The sequence below is a fragment of the Sphingomonas glacialis genome, from assembly GCF_006439055.1.
GTDB classification, from domain to species: domain Bacteria; phylum Pseudomonadota; class Alphaproteobacteria; order Sphingomonadales; family Sphingomonadaceae; genus Sphingomonas; species Sphingomonas glacialis_A.
On the sequence record NZ_RCZC01000003.1, the window covers coordinates 351,493 to 369,456 of the forward strand.

18 protein-coding genes are annotated in these 17,964 nt (G+C 68.5%); 15 read left to right on the top strand and 3 right to left on the bottom strand.

What is annotated here, in order from left to right; genetic code table 11:
• Window positions 1–81: 81 nt before the first annotated feature.
• Entirely contained in the window at window positions 82–549 is a 468-nt protein-coding gene (locus tag EAH76_RS13505) for a TspO/MBR family protein (RefSeq protein WP_140850791.1), read from the bottom strand.
• A gap of 69 nt (window positions 550–618) precedes the next feature.
• Here EAH76_RS13505 and EAH76_RS13510 point away from each other — a divergent pair, with 69 nt between their 5' ends.
• From EAH76_RS13510 to EAH76_RS13525, 4 genes are read left to right on the top strand one after another with little or no spacing between them, the layout of a single operon-like run.
• On the top strand, window positions 619–1,599 hold the full coding sequence (locus EAH76_RS13510) for an ATP-binding protein (RefSeq protein WP_140850792.1): 981 nt from the start codon (window positions 619–621) through the stop codon (window positions 1,597–1,599).
• On the top strand, window positions 1,596–3,293 hold the full coding sequence (locus EAH76_RS13515) for a magnesium chelatase subunit D (RefSeq protein ID WP_277754279.1): 1,698 nt from the start codon (window positions 1,596–1,598) through the stop codon (window positions 3,291–3,293). The genes EAH76_RS13510 and EAH76_RS13515 overlap by 4 nt, the downstream gene beginning before the upstream one ends.
• A complete protein-coding gene (gene bchO / locus EAH76_RS13520; protein WP_140850793.1) occupies window positions 3,290–4,162 on the top strand; it encodes an alpha/beta fold hydrolase BchO in 873 nt (290 codons plus the stop codon). The genes EAH76_RS13515 and bchO overlap by 4 nt, the downstream gene beginning before the upstream one ends.
• Entirely contained in the window at window positions 4,152–4,343 is a 192-nt protein-coding gene (locus EAH76_RS13525; protein ID WP_140850794.1) for a hypothetical protein, read from the top strand. The genes bchO and EAH76_RS13525 overlap by 11 nt, the downstream gene beginning before the upstream one ends.
• Here EAH76_RS13525 and EAH76_RS13530 read toward each other — a convergent pair.
• Both EAH76_RS13530 and crtD read right to left on the bottom strand, forming a co-directional pair.
• Window positions 4,290–5,000: a hydratase gene (locus EAH76_RS13530; RefSeq protein ID WP_140850999.1), complete on the bottom strand. Its 711-nt coding sequence runs from the start codon at window positions 4,998–5,000 to the stop codon at window positions 4,290–4,292. The genes EAH76_RS13525 and EAH76_RS13530 overlap by 54 nt on opposite strands.
• A 122-nt stretch (window positions 5,001–5,122) precedes the next feature.
• Window positions 5,123–6,685: a 1-hydroxycarotenoid 3,4-desaturase CrtD gene (crtD, locus tag EAH76_RS13535; protein WP_241659689.1), complete on the bottom strand. Its 1,563-nt coding sequence runs from the start codon at window positions 6,683–6,685 to the stop codon at window positions 5,123–5,125.
• Between the two features lie 67 nt (window positions 6,686–6,752).
• Here crtD and EAH76_RS13540 point away from each other — a divergent pair, with 67 nt between their 5' ends.
• The 11 genes from EAH76_RS13540 to EAH76_RS13590 all read left to right on the top strand — a co-directional run bounded on the left by EAH76_RS13540 (window position 6,753) and on the right by EAH76_RS13590 (window position 17,790).
• On the top strand, window positions 6,753–7,886 hold the full coding sequence (locus tag EAH76_RS13540) for a methyltransferase (RefSeq protein ID WP_140850796.1): 1,134 nt from the start codon (window positions 6,753–6,755) through the stop codon (window positions 7,884–7,886).
• A 91-nt stretch (window positions 7,887–7,977) separates the two neighbouring features.
• Window positions 7,978–8,904 carry a chlorophyll synthesis pathway protein BchC gene (gene bchC / locus EAH76_RS13545; protein WP_140850797.1) on the top strand — a complete coding sequence of 309 codons (927 nt, stop codon included), beginning with the start codon at window positions 7,978–7,980 and terminating at the stop codon, window positions 8,902–8,904.
• Window positions 8,901–9,884 carry a chlorophyllide a reductase iron protein subunit X gene (locus EAH76_RS13550; protein WP_140850798.1) on the top strand — a complete coding sequence of 328 codons (984 nt, stop codon included), beginning with the start codon at window positions 8,901–8,903 and terminating at the stop codon, window positions 9,882–9,884. The genes bchC and EAH76_RS13550 overlap by 4 nt, the downstream gene beginning before the upstream one ends.
• Window positions 9,874–11,499: a chlorophyllide a reductase subunit Y gene (bchY, locus tag EAH76_RS13555; RefSeq protein ID WP_431357989.1), complete on the top strand. Its 1,626-nt coding sequence runs from the start codon at window positions 9,874–9,876 to the stop codon at window positions 11,497–11,499. Before EAH76_RS13550 ends, bchY begins: the two co-directional genes overlap by 11 nt.
• Window positions 11,496–12,941 carry a chlorophyllide a reductase subunit Z gene (gene bchZ / locus EAH76_RS13560; RefSeq protein ID WP_140850799.1) on the top strand — a complete coding sequence of 482 codons (1,446 nt, stop codon included), beginning with the start codon at window positions 11,496–11,498 and terminating at the stop codon, window positions 12,939–12,941. The genes bchY and bchZ overlap by 4 nt, the downstream gene beginning before the upstream one ends.
• Window positions 12,942–13,062: 121 nt before the next feature.
• Complete coding sequence (pufB, locus tag EAH76_RS13565; RefSeq protein WP_133191433.1) at window positions 13,063–13,224, top strand: light-harvesting antenna LH1, beta subunit; 162 nt, start codon at window positions 13,063–13,065, stop codon at window positions 13,222–13,224.
• Window positions 13,225–13,252: 28 nt separating this feature from the next.
• On the top strand, window positions 13,253–13,435 hold the full coding sequence (pufA, locus tag EAH76_RS13570) for a light-harvesting antenna LH1, alpha subunit (RefSeq protein WP_140850800.1): 183 nt from the start codon (window positions 13,253–13,255) through the stop codon (window positions 13,433–13,435).
• Window positions 13,436–13,556: 121 nt separating this feature from the next.
• Complete coding sequence (gene pufL / locus EAH76_RS13575; RefSeq protein WP_140851001.1) at window positions 13,557–14,393, top strand: photosynthetic reaction center subunit L; 837 nt, start codon at window positions 13,557–13,559, stop codon at window positions 14,391–14,393.
• 13 nt (window positions 14,394–14,406) lie between these two features.
• Window positions 14,407–15,381, top strand: coding sequence for a photosynthetic reaction center subunit M (pufM, locus tag EAH76_RS13580; protein WP_140850801.1), 975 nt, complete (start codon window positions 14,407–14,409; stop codon window positions 15,379–15,381).
• Window positions 15,378–16,472 (top strand): photosynthetic reaction center cytochrome PufC, encoded by a 1,095-nt coding sequence (pufC, locus tag EAH76_RS13585; protein ID WP_140850802.1) that lies wholly within the window; start codon window positions 15,378–15,380, stop codon window positions 16,470–16,472. The genes pufM and pufC overlap by 4 nt, the downstream gene beginning before the upstream one ends.
• A 58-nt stretch (window positions 16,473–16,530) precedes the next feature.
• Entirely contained in the window at window positions 16,531–17,790 is a 1,260-nt protein-coding gene (locus EAH76_RS13590) for a DUF3422 family protein (RefSeq protein ID WP_140850803.1), read from the top strand.
• Window positions 17,791–17,964 lie beyond the last annotated feature (174 nt).

A 17,964-nucleotide genomic window follows, 5' to 3' on the forward strand; every position in this document is an offset into this window, starting at 1 on the left:
CTTTCCTTTGTCTTGGAGACTTGGTGTACGCCTTTTGGCGAGTGCCGACAATGTTAGCGAAAAGGGGGCAGCCGAAACGCCTCAGCCGAACGGCCTGTTCAGCTGCACGATCGTGCGGTTGAGCACCGCGGCAAAGCTGACCCACAGGAAATAGGGGACGATCAGCGCCGCGGCGAAATGTGAGATCGGCCACAGCCCGACCAGCAGGGCGACGAGCGAGCCCCACAGGAAGACGACTTCGACCAGCGCCCAATCGGGCCGCCGCATCGCGAAGAACAGCGGGCTCCAGGCGAAATGGCAGGCGGCGTTGACCGCGAACAGGATGAGCACCGTGTGCCGCGCCGCTGCATCGGGCGCGGCGGTCCAGGCGATCGCCGCCGACCAGGCGGCGAGGCCGAGCAGGATCGTCCACGCGGGGCCGAACGCCCAGCCGGGCGGCTGCCACCACGGCTTGCGCAGCGCCTTGTACCACGAGCCGATCGGCGTCGCGAGACCACCCGCCACGAGCAGCACGGCGGCGCATCCGCCCGAGACGATCAGCGGGCTCATGCGCTGCGCTCGATCACATTTCGACGACTGTCCACTTGCCGAGTGTCAAGCGCGTGGTACACTGCGGCAATGGGCATGGCTTTTCCCTTTTCGGCGATCGTCGGCCAGGACGAGATGAAACTGGCGCTGCTATTGGCCGCGATCGATGCGCGGATCGGCGGGGTGATGGTATTCGGCGATCGCGGCACCGGCAAGTCAACCGCAGTGCGCGCGCTTGCCGCCTTGCTGCCACCAATGCCTGCCGCCCTTGCCGGGTTTCATCCCGAGGGCGCAGCCCCGCCCGATCGCAAGGCGACCGTGCCCGTCCCTTTCGTCGATCTGCCGCTCGGCGCGACCGAGGACCGCGTGGTCGGCGCGCTCGATCTCGAGCGCGCGCTGGGGGCCGGGGTCAAGGCGTTCGAGCCGGGGCTGCTCGCGCGCGCCAATGGCGGCTTTCTGTATATCGACGAGATCAACCTGCTCGAGGATCATATCGTCGACCTGCTGCTCGACGTCGCGGCGTCGGGCGAGAATGTCGTCGAGCGCGAGGGGCTGTCGGTGCGGCATCCGGCGCGCTTCGTGCTGGTCGGCAGCGGCAATCCCGAAGAGGGCGAACTGCGCCCGCAATTGCTCGACCGTTTCGGCCTGTCGGTCGAGGTGCGCACGCCGCAGGACCTCGCCGCGCGGATCGAGATCCTCAAGCGCTGCGACGCGTTCGAGCGCACGCCGGCGGAATTTGCCGAAACGTGGCGCGCGGCGGAGAAGAAGACGCTGCGACGCCTCGCGCGCGCGCGGGCTGGCGTAGCGCAGGTGACGGTGCCCGATGCGATCCTGGCGCGCGCCGCGCGGCTGTGCATGGCGGTCGGCGCGGATGGTTTGCGCGGCGAGCTGACGCTGATGCGCGCGGCGCGGGCGCTGGCGGCGCTCGATGGCGAGGTCGTCGTCGGCCCGGCGCAGCTTGCGCGTGTTGCGCCGCTCGCGCTGCGGCACCGGTTGCGGCGCGGCGTGCTCGACGAGACGGGCTCGACGGTGCGGATCGAACGCGCGCTGGACGAACTGGCGGCGGCGTGAGCGCGGCCCCCTCGCTGCGAGACCACGCCGCGCCGCTCGACGATGCGATCCTTGCGGCGCGGCTGTGTGCGATCGATCCGGTCGGGTTGGGCGGGATGATCCTGCGCGGCGGCGGAGACTTGCGCGACCGCGTCCTTGCGGCGTTGCACGGCGCGTTGCCGCCGGGCGCGCCGCTGCGGCGGATACCGGCGCATGTCGATGACGATGCGCTGCTCGGCGGGCTCGATCTCGGCGCGACGCTGGCGCTCGGGCGACCGGTGCGGCAGCAGGGCGTGCTCGCCGCCGCGGATGGCGGGATCGTCGTGCTGCCGATGGCGGAGCGAATCGCCGAGGCGACCGCGGCGCGGATGACCGCCGTGCTCGACGCGCGCGCGATCGACGCCGTGCCGGTGCGGGTGGCGGTGGTCGCATTCGACGACGGGGTGGAGGACGAAGCGCCGCCACAGGCCCTGGTCGAGCGCCTGGCGTTTCGGATCGATCTTTCCGAGTGCCGCGGGCCGATCTCCTCCGATCCACCCGCTGCCGAACCGAATGTGGACAGCAGCGACGCGCAACCGCTCGATCCGATCGCGATCCTTGCCGCGGCAGCGGCGGCGCTGGGGGTCGATTCGGCGCGCGCGCCGCTCTTTGCGCTGCGCGCCGCGCGCGCATCGGCGGCCTTGGCCGGGCGCAGCGCGCCGGACGCGCAGGATGTAGGTGTCGCGGTCCGGCTCGTGCTGGGTCCGCGCGCGACGCGTTTTCCGCCGCCGCCACAGGAGGAAGAGGCGGCCGACACGCCGCCGCCGCCGCCCGAAACCGAGTCGGGCGAGGAAGAACGCGGCGCGCCCGAACCGCCCGAAGACGTGGTGTTGGCGGCCGCCCTCGCCGCGCTCCCGCGCGACGTGCTCGAACGACTCGCCGCGGGGGGCGGACGGCACGGTGCGAACCGCGCGCGCGGAACGGGCGAGCGGCGCAAGTCGCCACTCCGCGGTCGCCCGCTCGGCGCGCGGGCCGGGATCCCGCGCGGCGGCTTGCGGCTCAGCCTGATCGACACGCTGCGCGCCGCCGCGCCGTGGCAGAAACTGCGTGAACGCGGTGTCGGCGCGATCCGGATCCGCCGCGATGATCTGCGCATCCGCCGCTTCGAGACGCGTGCGGAAACGGTGACGATCTTTGCGGTCGATGCCTCGGGCTCGGCGGCGGCGGCGCGGTTGGCGGAGGCGAAGGGCGCGGTCGAGCTGCTGCTCGCACAAGCCTATGTGAAGCGCGCGCAGGTCGCGTTGGTGGCGTTTCGCGGAGTCGGGGCGGAGGTCTTGCTACCGCCGACGCGCTCGCTGACCCGCGCCAGGCGGGCGCTGGCCGATCTGCCGGGTGGGGGCGGAACGCCGCTTGCCACAGGGCTCGACGCGGCGCGCACGCTTGCCGAGGCGGCACGCGCACGGGGACGCACGCCGTTCCTCGTCGTCTTGACCGACGGGCGCGGCAATATCGCCGCGGATGGTAGCGCAGTGCGCGAGAGTGCCGAGCGCGATGCCGAGGATGCCGCCCGCGCGATCGGGCAAGCGGGAATCGGCGCAGTGTTCCTCGATACCGCGGCACGCCCCCGCCCCGAGGGGGCGCGGCTCGCGCTAGCGATGGGTGCGCGCTATTTGCCGCTGCCGCGCGCCGATGCCGCCGCGATGCATCGCGTGGTCGTCGCCGCGCAGGCGGCATGAGCCGCGCGCGCTGGGAGGTCGAGGGGCGCGACTGGCCCAATCACGCCGCGAGTCGGTTCGTCGATACCGCGCGCATTCGCTGGCATGTTCAGGTGATGGGCGCAGGGCCGGCGCTGCTGCTGCTCCACGGCACGGGGGCTGCGACGCACAGCTGGCGGGATCTCGCACCGCTGCTGGCGGAAAGCTTCACCGTCGTGGCGCCCGATCTGCCGGGGCATGGCTTCACCACCGGGCGCCCGGTCGGCGGGCTGGCGATGCCCGCGATGGCGCGGGCGGTGGGCGAGCTGCTCGGCGCGCTCGGGCTCACGCCCGATTTGGTGGTGGGCCATTCCGCCGGCGCGGCGATCGGGGCGCGGCTGGTGCTCGATGGCGGCGCGAATCCGGCGCGGCTGGTCGGGCTCAATCCCGCGCTGATGCCGTTTCCCGGGCTTGCCGCAGCGCTCTTCCCGACGCTTGCGCGGATGCTGTTCGTCAATCCGTTCGCGCCGCATCTCGTCGCCGGGCTCGCGCGCGGACCGGGCGATGCGGCGCGCTATCTCGAGCGGGCGACGGGCTCGACGATCGATGCGCGCGGGGTGGGCTTGTATCGGCGGCTGTTCTCGACGTCGGACCATGTCGCAGGTGCGATCACGATGATGGCGGATTGGGATCTCGAGTCGCTCGCGCGCGATCTGCCGCGCGTCCGCGTGCCGACCCTGCTCGTCCACGGTTCGGCCGATTCGGCGATCCCGCTGGCATCGGTCCGCCAGGCCGCGGCATTGCTGCCCGACAGCCGGCTCGAGGTGCTCGCGGGGCTCGGCCATCTCGCACACGAGGAACGTGCCGCCGATGTCGCCGCCTTGATTCGAGGGTTTGCGGATGCCGAATAGCTATTTCGCGCTGCTCGACATGGCGATCGTCGGGGTGCCGACGATTCTCTTCGTGATCTGGCAGCTCGTCTCGATCAACCGCGAGATTGCGCGCGACAAAGCCAAGAAGGTGCCGCCGCCCGAAGAGTTACCAGAGCGCGCGGGGCATCCGATAGGGGAGCATCGACTGGACGATCGGTGAGCGGAAGCGCGAGAGCGACAGGCTTTCATGCACCGCATCGACATTTTCGCCGAACAGCCGCGTCGACAGCGCCGAGCGCGCATAGAACGGCGCGTCGATCCACGTCCGCGTCACGCGCGGCGCGGCGTCCGCATCGGCGCGTGTCGCGCGGGCGACGCGCCAGCCGGTATGCGGGAGACTGACGCGCGGCGGCGGCGCGACGTCGTGCCAGCGGCCTTGCCGATCGAATTTGAGCGCGAGCTCGAACGGATCACCGCCGCGCCGCCGCCCCTCGTAGAGGACCGCCACGTCGTTGCGCAGATGCGCCCGCGACCAATGCCAGTCATCGAATCCCGCCTCGAGCGGCTCGTCGCCGAAGTTTGAGTCGCAATAGCCGTGCCCCGACCAGCCGAGATCGGGATGCGTCATCGCCACTTCAACGCGCGCGCGCGGCGCGACCGGGTGCCAGCGGTGCCGCGCCGCGGGATCGAGCGCGAAGGCGGTCGTGCCGATCTGCTCGGGGGTAACGCGCACCGTTCCGCGAACCCGGTACGGCAAGGGTGCCGAGCGTTCGTCGATCTCGATCACCAGCGTGTCGCCATCCCAGCTGAGCGAACTCGGGCCCACTGCGAAATGATCGGCATCGCGCCGGACATGCTGCGCGCCGCGCTCGGTCATCGCCCAGGCCCCGCCGCGCGGACCGCACAGCGCGACGTTGATCGCGCAGTGATTGTCGGGCCGTCCGCGCCCCGAGAGCTTGTAGTATGGCGAGAACACGCTGCCGATAAAGGCGATGATCGTCAGGCCGAAACGACGGTCGGCACTGACCGCATCGACATACCACCAGGCATAGCCGTTCGCGTCGACATGGACGTCGAAGCGCGGTCCTTGAGCAGGCAGGCGACGGCTAGCCGGCCGGACAAGGCCGCCATCGGCACGCCCGCGCCCGGATGGGTGCTCCCGCCCGCGCAATAGAGCCCAGGGATCCGCGTCCGGCTGCCGGGGCGCTGGAAGGATGCCGCCCACCCGTGCGAGGCCCGTCCATAAAGGGCTCCACCCGTCCGTGGGAACAGGCCGTTGAAGCCACTCGGCGTCGTCAGCACCGTCGCCTGTTCGGGCAAGTCCAGCGTCAGGCCGGCGCGGCGCAGGGTGGCGTGCATCGATAGCGTGCATTGCTCGATCTCCGCTTGGGAAAGAGGGGAAGTGTCGCCGGTGGCGGGGGCGTTGACGATGATCTGGATGCGTTCGGAGGCGCCGGCGCCCGCGCCGGTGGTGGCGTCGCGGTCCTGCGCGCAGACATAGACGGTCGGGTCGGCGGGCACGCGGCCGGCGGCGAGCTCGGCGAATTCGGTCGCCGAGTCGCGCGCGAAGAAGACGCTGTGGCGCAGCAGCGGGAAACCGCGTGCGGGGGTGTCTGCGCACCACACCAGCGCCGAGAGCGAGCGCCCGCGGGGCGGTTGCGCGGCGACCGCGCGCCGCGCCGCCTGGCCGAACGCGCCGCTCGCAAGCGCTGCGGGATCGGCATTGCACACGACCGCGCGGGCGGCGATCCGCTCGCCCGACGCGAGCCGCACGCCGCTCGCGCGCCCGCGCTCGACCAGGATCTCGCTGACCGGTTCGCCATAGCGGAACACCGCGCCGTGCCGGATCGCCAGCGCCTCGATCGCCTTGGCGAGCGCGTGCATCCCGCCCGAAATCAGCCACACGCCCGCCGCCTCGACATGCGCGACGAGCATCAGCGTCGCCGGGCAATCGAAGGGCGACGATCCGCAATAGGTGGCATAGCGCCCGAACAATTGCCGCAGCCTTGGGTCGGGGAAATGGTCGCCGAGCGCGGACCAGAGCGTTTCATAGGGGCGGATGCGGCTGAGGTCGGTCAGCCCGCGCCAGCCCATCCGCCAGGTGAGCCCGAGCGGGTTGGTCTGCGGCGCGCGCAGGAACGGCGCCTCGAGCGTTTCGAAGATGTGCCGCGCCTCGGCGCGAAACGCGCGATAGCCCGCCGCGGCGCGCGCGCCGGCAAACGCGCCGATCGCGGCCTCGCTTGCCGCCGGGTCGGCGAACAGATCGAGCCGGTCGTCGCCCCACGCATGGCGCGCAAGAATTTCAGCGGGGGTCAGCGCGATGTGCGCGTCGAGCGAGCTGCCGCAAGCAGCGAAGATCTCGTCGAACACGTGCCGAAGCGTGAACACCGTCGGCCCGGCGTCGATCGCTGCGCCCCCCGCCATCACTTGGCGCATCTTTCCGCCGGGGCCGGCGGCCGCTTCGACCACGGTGACCGACATGCCGCGCGCCGCGAGCAAGGCCGCGCTGACCAAGCCGCCAATTCCGGCGCCGATGACGAGCACTGTATCGCGTCTGTCCACCGTGGCGAGTCCTCGATCAGTCTGTGTCCACTCGACTGGACATTCAGTTTCGTCCACCAATGCCGACATGTCAAAGCCTGTCTTGCGCAATCCCATCCTGCTTTCGGCCCGCACGTCCTGGTTGGCCTGGCGCAACCGGCTGCTGGCGTCGTCGCGCTTTCAGCGCTTCGCCGCGCGCTGCTGGCTGACGCGCCCGATAGCCCGGTCGCGTGCGCGCGGCCTGTTCGATCTGGTTGCGGGCTTCGTCTATTCGCAGACGCTTGCCGCATGCATCGCGACCGGGCTGCTCGATCGGCTCGGCGGTGGACCGCAGACGTGCGACGCGCTCGCCGCGCAGATCGACCTGCCGCCTGAGGGCACGCTGCGGCTGTTGCGCGCCGCGGCGGCGTTGCAACTGGTCGAGCGACTCGGCGATGCGTGGGTGTTGGGGAGCGCGGGCGCGGCACTACGCGGCAATGGCGGGATTGCCGAAATGGTCGCGCACCATGGCTTGCTCTACGCCGATCTGGCCGATCCCGTGGCGCTGCTGCGGCGGGGTGGCGGCGGCGGGGCGCTCGCGGGATATTGGGGCTATGCCGAGGCGCCGGGTGCCGGCGACGCCGAGTCGGTCGCGCCCTATTCGCGGCTGATGGCGGCGTCGCAGCCGCTCGTCGCGGCGCAGACGCTCGACGCCTATCGCTTCGCGCGGCACCGGCGGATGCTCGATATCGGCGGGGGCGAAGGCGGGTTCGTCGCGTCGGTCGCTGCGCGAGTCGCGTCGCTCGAACTCGCCGTGTTCGATCTGCCAGCGGTCGGCGAGCGCGCCCGCGCCCGCTTTGTCGCCGCAGGGCTTGCCGGGCGCACGACGATCCATCCCGGCAGCTTCCGCAGCGATCCGGTGCCGCGGGGCTACGATCTCATCACGCTGGTCCGCGTGCTCCACGACCACGATGATTCGGTCGCGCTCGCCTTGCTCCGCGCGATCCATGCAGCGCTTCCGCCCGGCGGACGCCTGCTGATCGCCGAGCCGATGGCGCAAACGCCCGGCGCCGAGCCAGCGGGTGACGCCTATTTCGGCCTGTATCTGCTCGCGATGGGCTCGGGGCGCCCGCGCTCGGAAACCGAGATCCGCGCGATGCTTCGGACTGCCGGCTTTTCACGCACGCGGCTGCTGCCAACCGCGCTTCCGATCACCTGTCGGGTGGTGATCGCAGATCGCTAAAGACCAAGCGTCAATCACGATTGACAAAATATAGTGTCCATATAGATTGACACCAAGACGACCCGTAACGGGCCGCGGTAGGGGAAGCACGGTGGATACACTGGCGATCGTATTGGAGGAGCCCGAACGGCTTGCCCTGCGGCGTCTGGTATTGAACCCGATGGGGCCTGCCGACGTGCTGATCGAGATCGCCTGGAGCGGGATCAGCGCGGGCACCGAGAAATTGCTGTGGTCGGGCAAGATGCCGGCGTTCCCCGGCATGGGCTATCCGCTGGTGCCGGGGTATGAATCGGTCGGGCGGATCGTCGATGCGGGTGGCGAAGTGCGCGCTCGGATCGGCGAATGGGTCTTCGTCCCCGGTGCCAATTGCTATGAGGGCGCGCGCGGGCTGTTCGGCGGATCGGCGCAGCGCGTCGTGCTCCCCTCGGCACGCGCGATCCCGGTCGACGAGTCGCTCGGCGCCGACGGGATCCTCACCGCGCTTGCGGCGACCGCCTATCACGCCGTCGCGGGCGGCACGCCGCCCGAGCTGGTGATCGGACACGGCATCGTCGGGCGTCTCGCCGCGCGGATCACGGTCGCGCTCGGCGCGCCGGCGCCCATGGTGTGGGAGGTCAATCCCGACCGGCGCGACGCGAGCGGCTATGCGGTGATCGATCCTGCGCAGGACGAGCGCCGCGACTATGCGACGATCTGCGAAGCGAGCGGCGCGCCCGACATTCTCGATACGATCGTCCCGCGGCTGGCGAAGCGCGGCGAGATCGTGCTCGCAGGATTCTACGATCGGATCGGCTTTGCCTTCCCGCCTGCCTTCCAGCGCGAGGCGCGGCTGCGGATCTCATCCGAATTCACCCCGGCAGATGTCGCTGCGACCAATGCGCTGATCGCATCGGGCGCGCTGCGGCTCGACGGGCTGATCAGCCATGTCCGGCCCGCCGACGATGCAGTCGACGCCTATCCCGCCGCGTTCGGCGACCCCGCCTGTCTCAAGATGGTGCTCGATTGGAGTGCGATATGACGATGCTCGACCCAGGCCCCTTGCGCGATGAAGCCGCGTACGAGCCCGATCCCGTTTCGACCGGGCCGGTGACCAAGGAAACGCAGATCATCGCGATCTACGGCAAGGGCGGCAGCGGCAAGTCGTTCGCGCTGGCGAACCTCAGCTACATGATGGCGCAGCAGGGCAAGCGCGTGCTGCTGATCGGCTGCGACCCCAAGAGCGACACGACGTCGCTGCTGTTCGGCGGCAAATCGACCCCGACGATCATCGAGACCTCGTCCAAGAAGAAGCTCGCCGGCGAGGAGATCGGCATCGAGGACGTCTGCTTCCAGCGCGACGGCGTGTTCGCGATGGAATTGGGCGGTCCCGAGGTCGGCCGCGGCTGTGGCGGGCGCGGGATCATTCATGGGTTCGAGACGCTCGAGAAACTGGGCTTTCACGAATGGGGCTTCGACTATGTGCTGCTCGATTTCCTCGGCGACGTGGTGTGCGGCGGCTTCGGCCTGCCGATCGCGCGCGATATGTGCCAGAAGGTGATCGTCGTCGCGTCGAACGATCTCCAGTCGCTCTATGTCGCCAACAACGTCTGCAAGGCGGTCGAATATTTCCGCAAGATGGGCGGCAATGTCGGCGTCGCGGGGATGATCCTCAACAAGGATGACGGCACCGGCGAGGCGAATGCCTTCGCAGAGGCCGTCGGGATCCCGGTGCTGACCGCGATCCCCGCGAACGAGGACATCCGCAAGAAGAGCGCCAACTATCAGATCATCGGCAAGCCCGGCGGACAATGGGCGAGCCTGTTCGAACAGCTCGCGGTCAACGTCGCCGAGGCGCCGCCGCTGCGGCCGACCCCGCTCGACCAGGACGGGCTGCTTGGGCTGTTTTCGGCGGATGTGACGGGCGCGGATTATACGCTGAAACCCGCGAGCCAGGGCGACATGCGCGGTGTCGCTTACGTGGCCAAGCCGACGCTGGAGGTGGTGTACGATGCCGTCTGACGCGCGCCTCGTCTCTGCTCCCCTCCCTGAAAGGGAGGGGCTGGGGGTGGGTCGGCCCGTTGTGGCAGCCGATCGCGCGCCGCAGGCCGACCCCCCCCCGCCCCCCCGGGAGGAGCCGCGCGCTCGCGACACGATCGATATCACCGGTGCCCAAGGCGGCTGCTCAAGCGGCGCCACCCTGCGCGAAGCCGCCGAACTCGCCGGCAAATCCGACGTGCTGGCACGCTACGACGCCGATTATCCCAAGGGCCCGCATGACCAGCCGCAATCGATGTGCCCCGCCTTCGGCTCGCTCCGCGTCGGCCTCCGCATGCGCCGCACCGCGACGATCCTCTCGGGCTCGGCCTGCTGCGTCTACGGCCTGACCTTCACCTCGCATTTCTACGGCGCGAAACGCAGCGTCGGCTACGTGCCCTTCTCGTCCGAGACGCTGGTGACGGGCAAATTGTTCGAGGACATTCGCGACGCCGTCTACCAACTCGCCGACCCGGCGCTGTACGACACGGTGATCGTCACCAATCTGTGCGTGCCGACTGCAAGCGGCGTCCCGCTGCAATTGCTCCCCGACCAGATCAACGGCGTCCGGATCATCGGGATCGACGTCCCTGGCTTCGGCGTGCCGACGCATGCCGAGGCGAAGGACGTGCTCGCCGGCGCGATGCTCAGCTATGCGCGCAAGGAGGCAGAGCAAGGCCCCGTCGCCGCGCCGAAACAACGCGCAGACCGGCCGACCGTGACGCTGCTGGGCGAGATGTTCCCGGCCGACCCGCCAGGAATCGGGCTTTTGCTCGAACCGCTGGGGCTAGCGGCCGGCCCGGTCGTCCCGACGCGCGAATGGCGCGAGCTCTACGCCGCGCTCGATTGCGCAGCGGTGGCGGCAATCCATCCGTTTTACACCGCGAGCGTCCGCGAGTTCGAGGCGGCTGGGCGCAGCGTAATTGGCTCGGCGCCGGTCGGTGCGGACGGGACGGCGGCATGGCTCGACGCGATCGGCGCGGCGTGCGGTATCGCGCAGGAAAAGGTCGATGCGGCCAAGAACCGCTTCATCCCCGCGATTCGCGGCGCGCTTGCGGCCAAACCCATTGCGGGGCGGATCACCGTCTCGGGCTATGAAGGCTCCGAGCTGCTCGTCGCGCGGTTGCTGATCGAGAGCGGGGCGGACGTCCCCTATGTCGGGACCGCCTGCCCGCGGACAATCTGGTCGGATCCCGATCGCGACTGGCTCGAGGCGCATGGCTGCCGCGTGCAATATCGCGCGAGCCTTGAGCAGGATATCGCCGCGGTCGAGGAATATGGCCCCGATCTCGCGATCGGCACCACGCCCGTCGTCCAGCACGCCAAGCAGAAGGCGATTCCGGCGCTCTATTTCACAAACCTCATCTCGGCGCGGCCGCTGATGGGGCCGGCGGGCGCGGGAAGCCTTGCGCTCGTCGTCAACGGCGCACTCGCCAACCAGGCGCGCTTCGACAAGATGACGCGCTTTTTCGAAGGGGTGGGGGCGGGGCCGTCGGCCGGCGTGTGGGAGAATACGCCGGTCGACCGGCCCGAGTTCAAGGCCAAATACGCCGCGAAACGAATCGCCGCCGCGAAGGCGGAAGAAAGCGTCGGCGTATGACGCTGATCCTCGATCACGATCGTGCCGGCGGCTATTGGGGCGCGGTCTACGCCTTCACCGCGATCAAGGGCCTGCAGGTGATCATCGACGGCCCGGTCGGTTGCGAGAATCTCCCCGTCACCTCGGTGCTGCACTACACCGATGCGCTGCCCCCGCACGAATTGCCGATCGTCGTCACCGGCCTCGGCGAACAGGAGCTCGGCCGCGACGGCACCGAAGGCGCGATGAAGCGCGCCTGGGCGACGCTCGATCCGGATCTGCCCGCGGTGGTGGTGACGGGATCGATCGCCGAGATGATCGGCGGCGGCGTCACGCCCGAGGGCACCAACATCCAGCGCTTTTTGCCGCGCACGATCGACGAGGATCAGTGGCAGTCGGGCGACCGCGCGCTGACCTGGCTGTGGACGCAGTTCGGCCCCAAGAAAGTGCCGGCGTTGCGCCCGCTCAAGGAGGGCGAACGCCCCAAGGTCAATTTGATCGGCCCGATGTACGGCAGCTTCAACATGCCGTCGGACATCGCCGAGATCCGCCGCCTCGTCGAGGGGATCGGCGCCGAGGTCGGGATGGTCTTCCCGCTCGGCAGTCATCTCGCCGACGTCCGCAAGCTCGCGGATGCGCGCGTCAATATCTGCCTCTATCGCGAGTTCGGTCGCGGGCTGTGCGAGGCGCTCGATCGGCCGTATCTCCAGGCGCCGATCGGGCTCGAGAGCACGACCTTGTTCCTGCGCAAGCTCGGCGAATTGCTCGGGCTCGATCCCGAGCCGTTCATCGAACGCGAGAAACACACCACGATCAAGCCGCTCTGGGATCTGTGGCGCTCGGTCACGCAGGACTTCTTCGGGACGGCCAGCTTCGGCATCGTCGCGACCGAAACCTACGCGCGCGGGATCCGCGCGTTTCTCGAAGGCGACATGGGGCTGCCGTGCCACTTCGCCTTCGCGCGCTCGGCCGGGATCAAGCCTGACAACCAGGCGGTGATCGACGCGATCCGCAGCAACCCGCCGCTGATCGTGTTCGGCAGCTTCAACGAGCGCATGTACATGGCCGAGGCCGGCGCGCGCGGCGTCTATATCCCGGCGAGTTTCCCCGGCGCGGTGATCCGCCGCCACACCGGCACACCGTTCATGGGCTATGCCGGCGCGACATATCTTATCCAGGAAGTGTGCAACGCGCTGTTCGACGCGCTCTTCCACATCCTCCCGCTCGCAGGCCAGCTCGACACGGTCGAGGCCACGCCCGCGCGGATCGAGCGCGAGGTCGCGTGGGAAGATGCCGCCAAGGCCGCGCTCGACGCAGCGGTCGAGCGTGAGCCCGTGCTGGTGCGGATCTCCGCCGCCAAGCGCATCCGCGATGCCGCCGAACGTGGTGCGCGCCGCGCCGGCGAGGTGTCGGTTTCGCCGAGCCGCCTCGCGCACGCCATCACCGAAAGCCGCGGCGGATGACCGCGCGATGCCCTTTTCCGCGTCCGCGCGGACCCAGGATCCCACGGCAGGTGCCGCGTGGATGCAGCCGGGGAGCGCCTCTGACGCTCCTGTTCGTGGTCGTCAGTATGGAGACGCAGCAATGAGCGACAATCGAGAAGAAAGGTTCGGGCCGGGGACCTATTTGACCCCGGAAGAAGCGAAGGAGTTTCACAAGCTCTTCATCACCAGCTTCGCTTTGTTCACCGCAGTCGCGATCGTGGCGCATATCCTCGTGTGGATGTGGCGTCCCTGGATCCATTGATATTTCATCGTAACGAGGAGACCACGTCATGTGGAGAGTTTGGCTTATTTTCGATCCGCGGCGCACGCTCGTCGCGTTGTTCGCCTTCCTGTTCGTGCTGGCGCTGCTGATCCACTTCATCCTGCTCAGCACCGACCGGTTCAACTGGCTCGATGGTCCGCACACCGCGCCTGCGGCAGCGACCGCGCCGGCGACGACGGCTGCGCCGTAGCCGACCGCCGGGCTCGAGCGGACGGGGCGTGACAGCCGTCGCGTCCGCTCGAAGCTGGACATTTGCGTGAGGGGTTCGCGTGCCACGGATCACCCGTGGACAGGCGGTGGAGGATGGCGTCATGGCGCTGCTGAGTTTCGAACGAAAATACCGCGTCCGCGGCGGCACGCTGCTTGGCGGTGACCTTTTCGATTTTTGGGTCGGGCCCTTTTTTGTGGGGTTCTTCGGGGTGACGACCGCCTTGTTCGCGGGGCTCGGCACGGCGTTGATCGTCTATGCCGCGTCGCTCGGGCCGACCTGGAACATCTGGCTGATCAGCATCGCGCCGCCCGACATCCGCTATGGCCTGTCGCTGGCGCCGTTGCGAGAGGGCGGCTTCTGGCAGATCATCACGATCTGCGCGGTCGGATCGTTCATCTCCTGGGCGCTGCGCGAGGTCGAGATCTGTCGCAAGCTCGGCATCGGCTATCACGTGCCCGCGGCATACGGCGTCGCGATCTTCGCCTATGTCTCGCTCGTCGTGATCCGCCCGATGCTGCTCGGCGCGTGGGGCTTCGGCTTTCCCTACGGCATCTTCAGCCATCTCGATTGGGTGTCGAACACCGGCTACCAATATCTCCACTTCCACTACAATCCCGCGCACATGCTCGCGGTGAGCTTCTTCTTCACGACGACGCTCGCGCTCGCGCTGCATGGCGGCCTGGTGCTGTCGGCGGCCAACCCGCCCAAGGACGGGATCGGCAATGGCGAGGTGCGCTCGCCCGAATATGAGGACGCCTTCTTCCGCGACACGATCGGCTATTCGGTCGGCACGCTCGGCATTCACCGGCTCGGGCTGTTCCTCGCGCTGAGCGCGGGCTTCTGGAGCGCGATCTGCATCATCATCTCGGGGCCGCTCTGGACGCGCGGCTGGCCCGAATGGTGGAGCTGGTGGCTCAATTTGCCGATCTGGTCCTGAGGGGAGACGTCGCGTGGCAAGCTATCAGAACATCTTTACCCAAATCCAGTTGCGCGGGGCGCCCGAAATGGGGCCCGCACTTGGACCCTATGATTTCCCGCGGATCGGCAAGCCGGGCTTCTCCTACTGGATGGGCAAGATCGGCAATGCGCAGATCGGCCCGATCTATCTTGGCGGGCTCGGCATCCTCTCGCTCATGTTCGGGTTCCTCGCCTTCGAGGTGGTCGGTCTCAATATGTGGGCGTCGGTCGGCTGGGACCCGGTCCAGTTCGCGCGGCAATTGCCGTGGCTCGCGCTCGAGCCGCCCGGGCCCGAATATGGCTTCCAGCTGTTCGTGCCGCTCGCCAAGGGTGGCTGGTGGCAGATCGCCGGCTTCTCGATGTCGGCCTCGGTGCTGCTGTGGTGGCTGCGCACCTTCCGCCGCGCCAAGGCGCTGGGGCTCGGCACGCATGTCTCCTGGGCGTTTGCGAGTGCGATCTGGCTGATGCTGGTCCTCGGCTTCATCCGCCCGATGCTGATGGGCAGCTGGGCCGAGGCGGTGCCGTTCGGTATCTTCCCGCACTTGGATTGGACCGCGGCCTTCTCGATCCGCTACGGCAACCTCTTCTACAACCCGTTCCACTGCCTCTCGATCGTGTTCCTCTACGGATCGACGCTGCTGTTCGCGATGCACGGCGCGACGATCCTCGCGGTCGGGCGCTATGGCGGCGAGCGCGAGCTCGAACACATCACCGACCGCGGCACCGCCGCCGAGCGCGCGGCATTGTTCTGGCGCTGGACGATGGGCTTCAACGCGACCTACGAATCGATCCATCGCTGGGCCTGGTGGTTCGCGGTGTTGACCACGCTGGTCGGTGGAATCGGGATTTTGCTGACCGGTACCGTGGTCGACAATTGGTATCTGTGGGCGATCCAGCACGGTTATGCGCCCGATTATCCGGGCACCGGCGTGATCGATCCCGCCACTCTTCCGGGAGCATCGCAATGACGCGCGCAGCTCAGATCCTCGGCGCAGCCGGGATGGCGGGGACCGTGCTGCTTGGCGGCTGCGAAATCGGGCCCAAGGCGACGCAGCAGACCGGCTATCGCGGAACGGGGATGGACCAGATCGTCAATGTGCGGAGCGCCGTGAAGGCCGCCGCGATCCCCGCGCCGCCCTATGCGCTGCCCGACGACAGCGGACCGCGCGCGAAAGAGACCTATCAGAATGTGAAGGTGCTCGGCGATGTCTCGACCGAGCGCTTCAACCATCTGATGGCGGCGATCAGCCAATGGGTCGCGCCGCCCGAGCAGGGCTGCAATTATTGCCACAATCCCAACAACATGGCGTCGGACGAGAAATACACCAAGATCGTCGCGCGGCGGATGTTGCAGATGACGCGGCAGATCAACGGCAAATGGTCGAGCCACGTCAAGACGACCGGAGTGACGTGCTACACCTGCCATCGTGGCAATGCGGTGCCGGCGTATAAATGGGCGATCGCGGAAGGGGTCGCAGATCCCGATTCGATCGTGCGCAACAAGCATGGCCAGAATAGCCCGAACGTGGCGGTCGGCTATGCGTCGCTGCCGTATGATCCGTTCCAGACCTATCTCAACGGCAAGGCACAGATCCGCGTCGCGTCGAGCAGCCAGTATCCCTCGCCCAACCATGTCGTGTCGATCAAGGATGCCGAGAAGAGCTACGGCCTGATGATGCACATGAGCACCGCGCTCGGCGTCAACTGCACCTATTGCCACAACACCCAGTCGTTCCGCTCGTGGAGCCTCAGCCGGCCGCAGCGTGCGACCGCCTATTACGGCATTCGCATGGTGCGCGACATCAACGGCGAATATATCGATTCGCTGACGGGGGTGTTCCCGGCCTATCGCAAGGGGCCGCATGGCGACCCGTACAAGGCGAATTGCCAGACCTGCCACCAGGGCCAGTCTAAGCCACTCGGCGGGATCTCGATGCTCGCGGCCAACCCGACGCTCAAGGCGCCGCCAATGCCGACCGCTGCACCCGAGGGCGGCGCGGCCGGGGCTGCGGTGCCCGCGGTGCTGGCCAACCCGCAGGCGATGACACAGCGGCAATGATCGTGCTCGACCCGCAGCTGCTCGGCTGCGGGCGGGTGTCCGATGCGGAGTCGGACCCATGGATGGCCTGAGCTTCCATAATCATCCCTTACGTGCCGCGCTGGCCGATGAGATGCACGTCCGCCGCCTGCCGCGGTTCGCGGCGCCATGCCGCCTGATGCAAATCGTGACCGTGCTCGGCGAGGAAGGCGCAAGCGGTGCGGCCGCGCATTTCGAGCGGGTGACGCGGCATATCGGGACACGCCTTGCCCCCGACACGCGCTATGCGGTGGTCGATTTCGGCACCACAAAGCTCGTGCTCGAGCGGCATACCGAATTCGCGAGCTATACCTTCTTGAGCGAAGGGGCGTTCGACGAGCCGTTCGCGACCGACCTGTTCGATCCGCTGGCGCCCGATATCGTCGCCGACATGCCGGGTGCGGTGATCCGCGCGACGCAGATCGCGGTCTATCCCCCGGGGACCGATCCGCCCGGCGAAGCGCAGCTCGATCGGCTGTTCGCGCCCGATGCAATGATCCGCTGCCAGATCGCCAGCGGCAAGGCGACGATGCTGTCGGACTTCAGGCTCAACACCGATGGGTTCGGACGGCTGCTGCTGATCGACCATGGTCTTCTGCGCGACGAACCGTCGCAGCTCGTGCTGCGGCTGCAGGAGCTCGGCAATTATCGCAACATGGCGCTGCTCGGCCTGCCGCTGGCGCAGCGGCTCACCCCCGACGTCTCGCGGCTCGAGGCGCGACTCGCCGATCTGACGCACGCCGTTTCCGAACGGCGGACGCAGGACGACAATCTGCTCGACGAGCTGACCTATCTCTCGGCCGAGCTCGCACGGTTGCTCGCCGAGACGCGCTATCGGATGAGCGCGACGCGCGCTTATGCGCAACTCAGTCTCGACCGGCTCGAAACGCTCGGGATCGGGCGGATCGCGGGCTATCAGACGCTCGCGGATTTCACCGAGCGGCGGCTGACCCCGGCGGTGCGGACGTGCGACAGCTTCTCGGCACGGCTCGACGATCTGTCGCAGCGCGCCGCCTGGACGAGCGAGCTGCTGCGCACGCGGATCGACATCGCACTCGCCAAGCAGAATCGCGACCTGCTCGAATCGATGGACACGCGCACCCAGCTGCAATTGCGGTTGCAGCAGACTGTCGAGGGACTCTCGGTGGTGGCGATCAGTTACTATGCGGTGGCGCTGATCGGCTATCTCGCGGCGCCGGCGCATGCCTGGAAGGAATGGGTGATGGTCGGCGCGGTGCCGCTGGTGTTTGGCGCGGCGTGGCTGTTCGCGCGGCGGGTGCGCAAGGGGCTCGAAGAGTAGGCGCGCACGGTCCGAATTACGCCGAAAGAGGTAGCCCGTCCGCCACAAACTCGTCACCCCGGGCTCGTCCCGGGGGCTACCGTGCTGCTATCGCATCAGTCGCCGTGCCGCGCTGAGCCGTGGACCCCGGCACAAGGCCGGGGTGACGTTAAATGGCGATTGTGCGGAAAATCA